We start from the raw sequence: 13370 nt of genomic DNA, 5'->3' as shown, positions 1-13370 counted from the left end.
ATGACAGAAGCTGTAATTGTAATGGCAAAGCGTACGCCTATTGGTAAAATTGGTGGGATACTAAGCACTGTTGAGCCAGAGGCACTGTTGTCACCACTTATTCGCCATTTAGTAGAAGAAAATAATATCTCACCTGACATCATCGATGATGTCATTGTTGGTAATGTCGTTGGTCCAGGTGGAAATATAGCACGAGTTGCTGCACTAGAAGCAGGACTACCAGTCACAATACCAGGTGTAACCGTTGATCGGCAGTGTGGTTCTGGGTTGGAGGCAATCAATATAGCGGCACGCTTCATTCAGAGTGGAGCAGGCGAAGTATATTTGGCAGGTGGAGTTGAAAGCACTAGCCGAGCGCCATGGAAAATGGCCAAGCCATCCTCGCTTATGGGAGTACCTCAGATATACACACGAGCACCTTTCACCCCTAGCTCCTATGGTGACCCTGATATGGGCATCGCTGCAGAGAATGTCGCCCAATATTACGAGATTACTAGAGAACAACAAGATCTATATGCCTTGAAAAGTCATCAGAAAGCGATTCACTATGAGCAATCTGGTCGATTTCAGCAAGAGATCGTTCCTCTACATGTACAAGGTAATTGGTTAACTGTCGATGAATGTCCAAGAGCTAATACAAGTCTGCAGAAGTTACAACAGCTGAAACCAATCTTTCTTGAACATGGTACTGTAACCGCCGGCAACGCTTGTCCACTTAATGATGGGGCTGCACTAGTTCTCATCATGTCACTTGAAAAATGTCGAGAGCTCGGACTTAAGCCGATATTGCGTGTAGTGGATGGTCAAGCTGCTGGGATCGATCCTAATTTTTTGGGTATGGGACCTGTTCCCGCTGTGCAAAAAGTGCTAAGCCGTCAGAATTTGACGGTAGACGATTTGGATATTGTAGAGTTCAATGAGGCATTCGCTTCGCAAGTAATCGCCTCTTTGCAGGAACTTCGAATCCCACAGCATAAAGTCAACCTTGGAGGTGGCGCTTTAGCGATAGGTCATCCATACGGTGCATCGGGTGCTATTTTGATAACACGACTATGTTCAGAAATGCTTAATAAACCTTACAATAGGGGACTTGCGACTCTCGGTATTGGTGGTGGGATCGGCCTAGCAACAATTGTGGAGGTAGTCAATTGAATAGTATCCAACACCGTTTACATGTAACAGAAGAATGGATTTCCCGCTATGCTCAAAGTATTGACGCACCACTGCAAACTATTAATGATAAGCTTATTGCACCCGCAACGATGCCAATTATTTTTTGGCAAGAATTCAATATACCTTGGCAGGAAATGAACAATAGTGTACCGTTGATTCATGGTGCTCAACATTTCTCGTATGAAGCTCCAATTATTGCAGGAATGTTATTAGATTGTGAATTACAGCTAACGAATATAGAGAAGAAGACAAGTAAAACTGGTCTACTAACACTTTATTATTACAAACTTACATGTAGATGTGATGGCAAACTGATCGTAACAACAGAAACAGTATTGATTCGGGTTGGTGATCAAGATTAAAATTAAGAGATTAATAACAAGTCATATAATCAAGCAATATGCAGCTGTATCAAAAGATCATGCTTCCATACACGTTAATGCTGAAGTTGCTACAAAGATAGGCTATAAGCGCCCCATCGCGCATGGTATGTATGTAATGGGTCTAGCGCAATCCATATACTTAATGCAACACCCAACTAAATGGATTATGAACTATAACATGACATTTCAAAAGCCACTATTAGTTGATACTGTGGCGATTTTTGAATATATAGAACACAATGAAGAGATAATTGTGAGCGTAAGTGTTGAATCTGGTGAAGTCATTGCATCTGGTGCTTTCTCAGTGAAAGAGAGGTCATTATGAAGAAAGTAGCCATCATTACTGGAGCAACGAGGGGGATTGGGCGTAGTATCGCCTTACTTCTTAGTCAGGCAGGTTATATCGTAATAATTAACGGTATTAATCAACTATTAATTGATGAGGTTGTACAACAGATTAACCGAAGTGATGGTGAGGCACTGGGATACTGCTGTAATGTTGGAGATGCTGTGAATGTCACGGCTATGATAAATACCGTTATGGAGAAGTTTGGCCAGATAGATGTATTGATCCATAACGCTGGTAATTTGCATGACCAACTATGTCTGCATATGACAGATGAACAGTGGCAATCTGTGCTAGATGTCCATTTGAACGGCGCCTTTTATTGCATTCAACGAGTATTACCCTATATGCAACAGAATGGCGGCGATATTCTTTTGATGACCTCTACAGCTGGATTAAGTGGTTCAGTTGGACAAGTAAACTATAGTGCAGCAAAAGCAGCAATACTTGGCATGGTATGGACGCTGGCAGCAGAACTAAAGCGCAACCGAATTAGAGTTAATGGTATTTCACCAGCTGCACTAACGGATATGACTAGACCTGTCATCGATCGTTTGAAGGAAAAGTGTGAACTTAGAAATGACCCTTTCCCAGAATTTTGGAAAGTAGGAGAATCAGACGATGTTGCTCGTTTCGTAGTCACATTACTAGACCAGCCTGAGCCCGATTTATCCGGTGAAATATTTGGTGTCAACGGTACGAAAGTGACCAAGTGGAGGAAACCTGAGCCTGTCATAATTGAAAACAGTATAGACGACTTTTTTGAATCATGGCGACGACAGAAAGGAAATAATTAAATGCTTACATTCGAAAATGTTCATTTCTATTATAAAAAGGGAAAGCCCATCATAGAGAATTTGAACTTTACAATTGAACAAGGAGAATATGTGGCCATTGTTGGAGCAAATGGTTGTGGTAAATCAACGATTGCAAAACTAATGGATGGATTGTTGCTTCCTAAGGAAGGTAGTGTCAAATACAACAGTCTAGACACGTCAAAAAAGACAGATCTTAATCTGATTCACCAACAAATTGGCATTGTTTTTCAAAATCCAGAAGATCAATTCATTACCACAACTGTGATGGATGAAATTATATTTGGCCTGGAGAATATTCGTGTACCAAGTGAGGAAATGCGTAGTAGGTTGGAAGATGCACTACAAGCTGTACAGATGGAGGATTATATCGAGATGATGCCTCACCAGCTTTCAGGTGGTCAAAAACAACGAGTGGCCATTGCAGCAATTTTGGCAATGCACCCTAAAGCTATCATTTTTGATGAGGCTACTTCAATGCTCGATCCAAAGGGTAGAGAACAGATACTATCCATTATGAATGAACTACATCGCCAAGGTATGACGATTATTGTTATCACTCATCATATGGATGAAGTATTATGTGCCGAGCGTATTTTACTCATTCATCAAGGTAGGCTTGAATTTGATGGTGATCCAACCACGTTCTTCTTAACCGTCGATGTCACGAAATATCAGTTAGAACTGCCATTTGCAGTACGGCTATACAATACACTTCACTCCAAATCACCTGTTAACGCAGATTGGAAGGAGTTGATCCGTTTACAATGGAATATCAACTAAATGATGTGAGTGTTAATTATAATGAAAGCATGGCTTTATACAATATTAATTGTACGATCCAAAGCGGTAAATGGATTTCAATTATTGGTCAAACTGGAGCAGGAAAATCTACATTTGTCCAACTGTTGAAAGGTCTAATTCCCAATATTTCTGGAGAATATTTGATTGATAAGCAGCCAGTTCTAAGAGAACGGAAAGGTCATATCAAAGTCAATTCTGATATAGGTTATGTTTTTCAATATCCAGAGCATCAATTATTTGAAACAACGGTATACAAAGAACTTGCTTTTGCACCGAAAATTAAAGGTTATTCTGATCAGCAAATTAAGAAATCTATCGATTCTATTCTTTCGCAGATGGATTTGTCGGAGGAAATTCTCCAGTTGGCACCGTTCCAATTGAGCGGTGGTCAAAAACGTAGCATAGCAATCGCTTCAGTATTAATTACAGATCCCCAACTTCTAATTTTAGACGAACCAACAGCTGGTCTTGACCCTGTAAATAAAGCCGCTTTGTTGCAGCTACTAAAGCAATGGCAAGACCAGCATAATCGAACTGTTCTTTTTGTATCACATCAAATGAATGATGTTGCCGAATATTCAGATGAAGTGATAATGCTTCATGAAGGGAAGCTTGTGGGGCATTTTGATACGAACCATTTATTTCTAAAACAAGCTGATTTACTAGAAAATCTCGGATTGTCTCTACCTGAACCTGTACAACTGTTAATGTTAGTAGAGGAATTATCCGGACAGACAATAGAAGTGTCAAGCTGTAGGGAACAGCATATTCTCGAAAAGGTATCGCCTATCTGGCATGCAAGGAGTTAATAAATGTCAAATACAGTTTTAATAGGACAATATCAGGAGACTTACTCCATATTCCACCGACTTGACCCACGTACGAAGATTTTAGCTATCATCCTCCTTATGATTAGCTTCCTAATGCTAGATTCGTTCGTTAGCTACACAATAGCAACAATCTTCGTTATGAGCATATTGTTATTATCAAAGATCCCTTTGTTTGTTTTTGTAAAAGGGTTGAAACCTATCTTATTCATATTACTTTTTACGTTTCTATACCATGTCATATTTACTACAGGAAACGTCATTTGGTCATGGTCTTTCATCCATATATCGGTGGAGGGTTTACAGAATGGGACACGTTACGTTTGGCGGATCCTATTGCTTATCTTACTTGCTTCTATATTAACGTTAACTACTAAACCATTAGTATTAGCGGATGGTCTAGTTAAATTATTGTCGCCGCTATCCAAATTCAATATACCTGTAGAGCAGTTTGCACTAATGATCGTCATTGCGATACGGTTTATCCCAACTATTTTACAGGAGCTAGATCGTATATTATTGGCACAAAAAGCAAGAGGTCATGATGTTACAGTGCTACCGCTTCACAAACGAATCTTTGCATATATTCCAATGCTTATTCCGTTACTATTCACGATCATACAACGTGCTGAGCAACTAACTTTTGCGATTGATGCTCGTGCGTATGGTAATGGTAAGGGGAGAACTACCTTTAAGTTATTAAAATTTCAACAATTGGATTATGTAGTCGGCATAATCGTAATATTAATGATAGTAATCCTCTTGTTTGTTTAGATTGGTGGGAGATAGAATGAACATCTATGGGAATATTGTAGATAATGAAACACGCTGTATTCATTATCATACTGAGAAAGATATTGTTGCTATCAAATTTAAATGTTGCGAAAAATATTATCCTTGCTACAAATGCCATGAAGAACATGCTAATCACAGCATCGAGCGTTGGCCACAAGAGCAATTTGACGAATTGGCGATCCTCTGTGGTAGCTGTCACACAGAATCAACGATTAAACAATATATGAATGCAACGAATTGTCCTCATTGTGAGGCAATCTTTAATGAGCGATGTGCACTTCATTATCATATATATTTCGAGAAGTAGTTTTCAAATAGAGATAAGGGGGGACGATAATGAATTGGGATACACGAATAACAGAACTATTACAAATAAAGTATCCGATTATTCAAGGAGGACTTGCTTATCTAGCGTATGCTGACCTTGCTTCAGCAGTTTCTAATGCAGGTGGTTTAGGTCAAATAACCGCTATGAGCTTAGCTAGTGACGACGCATTACTCCAAGAAATTAACCGTACACGCAGTCTAACCAACAAACCATTCGGTGTTAATTTTGCTATAGGCATGCACGGTATCGATTATAAGACACGCGTTCAGACCGCTATAGATGAGCAAGTCCCCGTGGTAACTATTACTGGTGGCGATCCTACGACAATATTACAGATGTTGCAGCCAACCAATATTCAATCATTGGTACTCGTCGCATCACGTAGACAAGCACAAAAAGCCGAACAACTAGGTGCGTCTGCAGTTATTGTAGTTGGGCATGAAGGTGGAGGACATCTAGGACGTGATGATGTAGGCACGATGGTGCTTGTCCCGCAAGTCGTTGATTCCGTTGAAATTCCGGTCATTGCATCAGGCGGTATCGGAGATGGTCGTGGATGGATGGCTGCTCATGCGCTTGGAGCGGAAGGCATTGAGATGGGAACACGCTTTATCGCTACTCAGGAGTGTGTCGACGCTTCAACTTCTTATAAAGAAGCTATTATTGAAAGTTCTGAGATTGATACTACGGTCATCAAACGTTCCATTCATTCTCCTGCAAGAGCATTAAGAAATGAGTATACTGATAAAATTATCGCTATCGAAAAAACTTCACCTACTTATGAGGATTTGAAAAACTATATTAGCGGTGAAGCCAACAAACGTTGGATACACGAAGGAAATGCAGAAGCAGGCTTTGGTTGGGCAGGTCAAGTGGTCGGTCTAATTCATGATATTCCCACAGTTACCCAGTTGATCGAACGTATGGTACGAGAAGCAGAGCAAATTAGAGAAAAATGGGCGTAATCCATTAAGCAATTAGCTGCTAAATATGAAGATTAAAGAGTTTGGTCACTGACCAAGCTCTTTTTAATGTTGTCTACTAGATATCATTTGGAATTAAATTGGATGTATTCTCCAAAAAGTGCAACTATTCCAACAAGTATACGTCTATTATATAGGAAAAATTTGGAGGTAATTATGGACGAACAATTATTTAAACGCGATTGGGAATTATCTCAATCTATAACAAACTTAGCTCGTACATATTTGGAACAAGATTTATCAATAGATGAGACTATGAATAGAGTATTGGACTCACCAGAGTACAAGGAGTGGTGCAGTGAGACTCGTACATTCGGTATCGCCTGTGAAGAACGGTTTTACTATGAAGATCTACATGGGAGTATTCAATTTGAAAAATATGAAGCATTAATCCAATTGTATAGTCATCAGTATTTTTCTGAAATGGAAACAGAGAAACCTCAAACTTCTATAGAGTACGATCATATTTTCGAACAATTAGGAATGAAAGTAACAGTTCAACAATTAGGATATGAGATCGCGCAACTTTCTAAATTGATAGGTGCGAAATCCACATTAAATTACCAAGCACTCTTAAGTCTCTTCAATGGTACTGTTATCACCAGTCTGGAAGAAGATTTACTTGATTGCCTATTTGCGAATGAAGAAGCAGCCTCACAATTTATAGAAGATTTCTTCGAAACGTACAAAACAGATTCAAGCGGAGAATCACAATAATGGAAACTTCTATGATGTTGATAAGGAGACGTCAATGGCAAATTTAAGATTAATAGTACTAATAATTATGTTTGAAGTCCTTACTACAGTATTAGTCGTTCTTGGTATATATTTTGGAGTTTCCACATTTCCTTTCTTTGATACATCGTTTACAACAGGAGATCCTGCTGCACAAACAATAAGTTTTAACGCAACAATACCACTAAATATGCCAACACTCACAGATATTAAAGTCCCATATACACACTTACAATCGGGAACCCAATCATGGGTAATCTTATCGATTATTCTATCGGCTGTATTTGTAGTGTTACAAAGCTTTGTCCGTGGAATGTATCTTGGAGGGCTCAAAGGGTGGGTCCAACAACAAAAGACGGTTCCATTGTTATATTGTGGACGAAAATATTTCAAAGGAATGCTAGCTTGGTCAATATTTCAGTTAATTATAGGATTCTTAACATTTTTACTAGCTGCAGCATTTTTTCCGCTAGCATTAATATTGATTATTTGTTTAATATTTTTCTCACTTACCCCTTACCTAATTGTACTTCAAGAGATTCCCTTTAGTGAAGCGCTGTCTAAATCACCTCAAAAGTTTACGCGCTATTTCTGGTCGATGTTTCCATTGGCTCTGCTTGCATTATTATTAACATTTATTATAAGTCTTACGAAATTAATAACATCACCGTGGGGATATGCGTTACCACTAGTTACATATGCATTAGTCGGGAATTGGCTGGTCGGGGAGTTTGTGCAGCTACTTATCGTCAAGTTGCAGGGTAGTAATGAAAAGATACCTGAACAACAATTTCAAAAAGTCGATACTAGCCGAATTTCAATATTTGTTACTATCTTACTTATACCAATATTGGTTACGGTCGGCATTGTTTCAACATCTGGCAAGTATCTTAGTGTCTTTGACTTGGGTAATAAAGATCGATTTGAAGGAATTTCCTACAATGCGAATTTCTCTGATATCTTCTATATATCAGATCAAAGGTATACAGCTTATGAATGGCAATCTGGCGACTATTATATTGATATGAAACTTCCAGACTTATCAAGTAATCAAAAACCACAACAATTACGAGGTATAGCCGACATCACTTGGCAAATTAATGAGGAAGTTAGAACTGTAAATGGGAACACTACAAATATTGATGTGCAACCATTTTTACGAGAAAGTAAACTATTGTATCGGCTTGTTCAGGAAACTGCGCTAGATGGCACGAAGTACTACTCAACCTTAAATGGCTCGGCCTCGATCATTCAAGGAAGTGAACATGCTCTAGAACCTTTGTCCGTCCAAGTTATGGTTAGCGGAGATGGTAATAATATATTTGTGTTCCAATATCCATCTAATCTGGATATCTCACAAGTTTTCAATGTTTCAAATGACGGACAATTTCTCATCCCGAGAACAAGTCATGTAAATCCAATGTATATTAATACTTACTGGTTCAGCAAGGAGCGTACGATTGATGAAGTTTTTGAATTACTAAAATCCAAAAACAAATCAAATGATGTTACATCACTTAACAAAATTTATATCGCACTAGCTGTAGCAATGCAGGAAGCAGATGGGAATATGGTCTCAAATATTTTGGAAATATTGAAACGAGAAAATATTGATGTTAACGCACCTAATTGGAGGGAAAGTGAGTGGACGGATTACTTACGCAATCAATACGAAGGAGCTAGCTTACAGCGTATTTTAGATTTTGTAACCAAAGTTGGTACCCAATTTAGCTACGGAGCTACAGAAGTTATTGAAAAAAGCAACGAGACGATCACTACCTACTTTATAAAAGTACCCTTCCCGAATGATACACTAACAATACAGTTTGAAGAGAACAAAGAAGATGGCAGAATGCTATCTATCACAGTAATCGACTAACAGACTTCTTTCTTTCCAATTAGTTAAACAGGTCTAACTAAATGGATATTTGTAACATTGAACATAACTCGTACATATCTGGTAATTTTATGCACAAAGAGGATGTTCGAATAGAACTAGTCTAGATTACGTATTCTATGTTGTATGCGTAGAAAGAAGGGAGTGTTGCGATATGTCAGACGAACACAATTATGTTCATAACGAACATGAACTTACTGATAATAACGGTCAAAGGCAGAATAAAGTTCATGGCGGTGAGCACCGAAATGGTCGGCTTAGCCAAATGAAAAATAATAACCATGATGGTGAAGATGTACCGAATGAATATATAAGTGACAAAGGATTTCAAGGTAGCAAAGAATAGTTAAGATCAATTAAATAGGAGCGAAATTGGCTAAAGAAAACTAGTCAATTTCGCTCTTTTTAAGTTATAGCTATAATCAGCCATTCGGTTGGCTCTTATCCATAACAATTTATGGTTGGATACGAGTTCATTCGCTAGTCAAATGCAAGTGATAACTTTATAATCAGTAAGAGGTTGATCATGAATATGCAATTATATTACTGAATTTAGAAAGCGAATTGGCGAATGAAATTATATAAGTGGATAACTGTTTTTGCTAATGTATCTGTATTGGTAATACTCTTTATGAATTCTGAAACTTTACTTGAATGGATAAAAGCAACTGATAATCGTAATTTGATTATCGTGTTGTTAGTCATAACGATTTTAGCCTCGATACCTGGAGTTCCGTTTGGTATAGTTAGTGGAGTAATTGGTGCAAAATATGGAGTGACAATAGGAGTATCATTGAGTGTTATAGCTTCTACATTATCATCCGTATTTATCTATATCATGTTTCGTTATTTACTTCTTCAACAAGGCAACATATTACTTAATAAAAGTAAAACAATACATCGAATTGATCATGTTATTAAACAACGAATATTTGCTACTATTTTCATAGCACGTATTATTCCTATTATGCCTGCAATATTAATTAACATATATTCAGGAGTGTTTGGCTTATCATTTAAGTTATTTCTAATAGCAACCTTGCTTGGGAAAATACCTATAATGATCGTATATACATTGATAGGTGTAAATTTGTTATCAGGTTCAAAAGAGTGGATCATTATAGCAGCAATTTATATCGTATTCCTATTATCCATTTATTCGTTGTATCGATTTTTTTACAATAAAAAGTCAATTTAATTAACAACAGTGACCTAGTTTGACGCTTTCAGATTACCTTTCTTGACAGTTGATTAGAATCATTGCTATTATAGACACTTAAAGTCCTTGATAGTAATGATGTTACTTATTTACAGATATAACATATCTGTAAATACCTTAATTTAACTTTAAGTATAAAAGGAGATTTATTATATGCCCAACGAACCCTCTAATCATCATTCGGGATCAGAATTCAATATGGAGAAGCTTGATTTTATTGCACAACTTGGAGCAAAACCTTTGTCCTTATTGCAACCCCAAACCGGTGAACGAATCTTGGATCTCGGCTGTGGAAATGGAAATTTAACAGCACAAATCGCGGCAGCAGGAGCGATACCTACAGGTATTGACCTATCGGAAAACATGATCAAGCTTGCAAAGGAACACTACCCAGAACTTGATATACAAGTTAGCGATGCCACTCAATACCGAACGGATTCTCACTTTGATGCTGTTTTCTCTAATGCAGCCATTCATTGGATAAAAGATGCTCCCGCCGTCGCTCGTACGATTTGGCACGCACTTCGGGAAGGTGGACGATTCGTAGCTGAATTCGCTGGTAGTGGTAATATTGCAATACTAACTGACGCAATTAAGCAAGAGCTTGAGTCGCATGGTTATGAATGGGAGGGAAGGGATCCGTGGTATTTCCCTACTATCGGTGAGTACACCAGTCTTCTAGAGCAGACTGGATTTCGAGTTATGTTCGCACAGCACTTTGATAAGTTATCTCCACTCAAGAATGATGTAGGTATACGAAAATGGTTAGATGGATTCAATAATCATTTCTTTCACGATGTCTCACCAGTAGACAAAGAGTCAATCTACAATGCCATCGAAGAAAGAGTGAAGCCTCAACTTGAGCACAATGGGCAATGGATGATTGACACGTCCCGCATGCGTATTATTGCAATCAAGAAGAATACTGAATAATTGTATATAAGTTTCCTTCTAGGTGAAGTGATGAATCAATAACATTATTCTCAAACGGATGAAAGTGATAAACCTGTAAACTGCAGAGATGCTGTTTACAGGTTTTCTTATTATGTGGAAGTCATCTTAGTGGTGGAACAGTCCATAAAGAAAAGAAATCGAAATATGAAGAGATTGTAAATCGGCTATATCTTTAATGATATTAAGCTTACAATATATACATTGGAAATCAACCTTCGAAATTGTGATTTGCATAATTCCCAATGAAAGATAGTAGGTGCTAATAATCAGTATGGATACGAACAACATTGTGCTGGTCCCGCTCGAAAAGAAAGGAAAATTAAAAACCCTCATTGAAGTTTTTAGCGTATCTACAAAACTTGGTTTCACCTCTTTTGGAGGTCCGATTGCACATTTGGGTTATTTTCATAATGAATACATACGTCGTCGAAAATGGATGGATGAACAAAGTTACGCTGACCTCGTAGCACTTTGTCAGTTTCTACCTGGACCGGCTAGTAGTCAAGTAGGGATAGGGATTGGAATTTTAAGAGCAGGCTTATTAGGTGGTTTTGTCGCATGGTTAGGTTTCACGCTACCCTCGATAATTGCCTTAGTACTATTCGCTTACTTGCTACAAGGATTTGATATTGGAAATGCAGGTTGGATTCATGGATTGAAGATTGTAGCTGTCGCAATCGTTGCTCAAGCCATAATTGGTATGGGGCAAAAGCTTACACCTGACCGTGATAGAGTAACGATTGCAGTAGTCGCTGCAATCATTACATTATATTGGCAGACAGCATTAAGTCAGATTATGATCATTGTTATAGCTGGACTTATAGGATTTTGGTTTTATCGTAATAAGGAAGAACATGTGGTGAACAATTTACCAACTACGATAACTCGTTCAGTTGCATTCGTCTGCCTATCTTTATTTTTTATTTTTCTAATTGCTTTACCTCTATTAAGTCAATGGGGAGAGAGCGAATGGTTGGCGATGTTCGACAGCTTTTACCGTACAGGTTCTTTGGTATTTGGCGGTGGGCATGTAGTATTACCGCTTATTGAGAATGAAGTAATTTTCAATAAATGGGTAAGTGAAGCAGATTTTCTCGCAGGGTATGGTGCTACCCAAGCCGTACCTGGACCACTGTTTACCTTTGCTAGTTACCTTGGCACAATGGCTGGAGGTTTATTAGGAGCAGTTATTGCTACAACTGCAATATTTTTACCAGCATTTCTCCTTGTTGCTGGGGCATTACCCTTTTGGAACACATTGAGGACTAATCCGAAAATCAAAGGTGCTTTAGTAGGGATAAATGCAGCTGTAGTTGGTATATTACTCGCTTCACTATACGATCCTTTATGGACCACTGCAATCTTGAACCCTAGTGATTTTGCACTTGTATCAATATTATTTGTGATGCTTGTATTCTGGAAACTTCCTCCATGGATTATAGTAATTTCAGGAGCTGCAGGTGGCATGTTGCTTAGTATTTTGTAACGAGAAAATGAACTTAGCAGCATATAGCGAGTATATTCACTTAGAAGCAAATACCGATTACATGTCATTGGTTCATCAGTGTGTAGTTATAGCAGCACTGATAGGATGAAATATATAAGCTTCAAACCATTAACAATCATCTACAGTAACAGCAAACAATCTTCTCCGCACCTTCATACCGGTGCGGATATTTTTTACCTAATTTTGCATTAACTACTTCATCTGTCGTAGTAATTGTGTTACACTGTAACTACTACGACAGATGAAGTAATCAAGGAGGGACCACATTCGTGATCAGCAGTGATGTCATACGTGGCTATAATGATACACTCATCCTCTACATGCTGCTGGACGGGGAATCATACGGATACGAGATTTCTAAAAATATTAGGCAGCTAACACAGGAGAAATATGTTATGAAGGAGACAACATTGTATTCCGCCTTCACCAGAATGGAAAAGAACGGGTATATTGAATCCTTTTATCGAGATGAAAGTCTAGGCAAGCGGCGTACGTATTACCGGATTACCCAAACGGGACTGACCTATTACAGGGAGAAATGTGAGGAGTGGAAGGTTACGCAGGATGTTGTAAACCAATTTATTAGGGAGTGGTGACAGAATAT

The 13370-nt window shown here is 38.2% G+C and carries 16 protein-coding genes; all 16 read left to right on the top strand.

From position 1 onward, the window contains the following. The 16 genes from NAG76_18040 (at position 1) to NAG76_17965 (ending at position 13362) form a co-directional block, all read left to right on the top strand. Positions 1-1152 carry a thiolase family protein gene (locus tag NAG76_18040; protein ID URN93710.1) on the top strand — a complete coding sequence of 384 codons (1152 nt, stop codon included), beginning with the start codon at positions 1-3 and terminating at the stop codon, positions 1150-1152. After that, positions 1149-1535: a MaoC family dehydratase N-terminal domain-containing protein gene (locus tag NAG76_18035; GenBank protein URN93709.1), complete on the top strand. Its 387-nt coding sequence runs from the start codon at positions 1149-1151 to the stop codon at positions 1533-1535. The genes NAG76_18040 and NAG76_18035 overlap by 4 nt, the downstream gene beginning before the upstream one ends. After that, positions 1522-1881, top strand: coding sequence for a MaoC family dehydratase (locus NAG76_18030; GenBank protein ID URN93708.1), 360 nt, complete (start codon positions 1522-1524; stop codon positions 1879-1881). The genes NAG76_18035 and NAG76_18030 overlap by 14 nt, the downstream gene beginning before the upstream one ends. After that, positions 1878-2699 (top strand): SDR family oxidoreductase, encoded by an 822-nt coding sequence (locus NAG76_18025; GenBank protein ID URN93707.1) that lies wholly within the window; start codon positions 1878-1880, stop codon positions 2697-2699. Before NAG76_18030 ends, NAG76_18025 begins: the two co-directional genes overlap by 4 nt. Beyond that, entirely contained in the window at positions 2700-3500 is an 801-nt protein-coding gene (locus tag NAG76_18020; protein URN93706.1) for an energy-coupling factor transporter ATPase, read from the top strand. Further along, a complete protein-coding gene (locus tag NAG76_18015; GenBank protein URN93705.1) occupies positions 3485-4330 on the top strand; it encodes an ATP-binding cassette domain-containing protein in 846 nt (281 codons plus the stop codon). Before NAG76_18020 ends, NAG76_18015 begins: the two co-directional genes overlap by 16 nt. 3 nt (positions 4331-4333) lie before the next feature. Further along, positions 4334-5122 carry an energy-coupling factor transporter transmembrane protein EcfT gene (locus NAG76_18010; protein ID URN93704.1) on the top strand — a complete coding sequence of 263 codons (789 nt, stop codon included), beginning with the start codon at positions 4334-4336 and terminating at the stop codon, positions 5120-5122. Between the two features lie 16 nt (positions 5123-5138). Next, positions 5139-5450 carry a CHY zinc finger protein gene (locus NAG76_18005; protein URN93703.1) on the top strand — a complete coding sequence of 104 codons (312 nt, stop codon included), beginning with the start codon at positions 5139-5141 and terminating at the stop codon, positions 5448-5450. Between the two features lie 29 nt (positions 5451-5479). After that, the gene (locus NAG76_18000; protein URN93702.1) at positions 5480-6436 is read left to right on the top strand and encodes a nitronate monooxygenase family protein; all 957 of its coding nucleotides are present in this window, start codon (positions 5480-5482) and stop codon (positions 6434-6436) included. A 174-nt stretch (positions 6437-6610) separates the two neighbouring features. Beyond that, positions 6611-7171, top strand: coding sequence for a hypothetical protein (locus tag NAG76_17995; protein URN93701.1), 561 nt, complete (start codon positions 6611-6613; stop codon positions 7169-7171). A 34-nt stretch (positions 7172-7205) separates the two neighbouring features. Beyond that, the gene (locus NAG76_17990) at positions 7206-9068 is read left to right on the top strand and encodes a hypothetical protein (protein URN93700.1); all 1863 of its coding nucleotides are present in this window, start codon (positions 7206-7208) and stop codon (positions 9066-9068) included. A 172-nt stretch (positions 9069-9240) separates the two neighbouring features. Then, the gene (locus NAG76_17985) at positions 9241-9432 is read left to right on the top strand and encodes a hypothetical protein (protein ID URN93699.1); all 192 of its coding nucleotides are present in this window, start codon (positions 9241-9243) and stop codon (positions 9430-9432) included. Positions 9433-9657: 225 nt separating this feature from the next. After that, the gene (locus NAG76_17980; protein URN93698.1) at positions 9658-10284 is read left to right on the top strand and encodes a VTT domain-containing protein; all 627 of its coding nucleotides are present in this window, start codon (positions 9658-9660) and stop codon (positions 10282-10284) included. A gap of 174 nt (positions 10285-10458) precedes the next feature. Then, complete coding sequence (locus NAG76_17975) at positions 10459-11238, top strand: methyltransferase domain-containing protein (protein ID URN93697.1); 780 nt, start codon at positions 10459-10461, stop codon at positions 11236-11238. Between the two features lie 292 nt (positions 11239-11530). Further along, the gene (locus NAG76_17970) at positions 11531-12745 is read left to right on the top strand and encodes a chromate transporter (protein URN93696.1); all 1215 of its coding nucleotides are present in this window, start codon (positions 11531-11533) and stop codon (positions 12743-12745) included. 290 nt (positions 12746-13035) lie between these two features. Further along, entirely contained in the window at positions 13036-13362 is a 327-nt protein-coding gene (locus NAG76_17965) for a PadR family transcriptional regulator (protein URN93695.1), read from the top strand. Positions 13363-13370: the final 8 nt, after the last annotated feature.

The organism is Candidatus Pristimantibacillus lignocellulolyticus (genome assembly GCA_023639215.1).
Classification (GTDB): Bacteria; Bacillota; Bacilli; order Paenibacillales; family Paenibacillaceae; genus Pristimantibacillus; species Pristimantibacillus lignocellulolyticus.
Note: the sequence above shows the minus strand (reverse complement) of the source record. Positions and strands in the feature narration are given on the sequence as shown.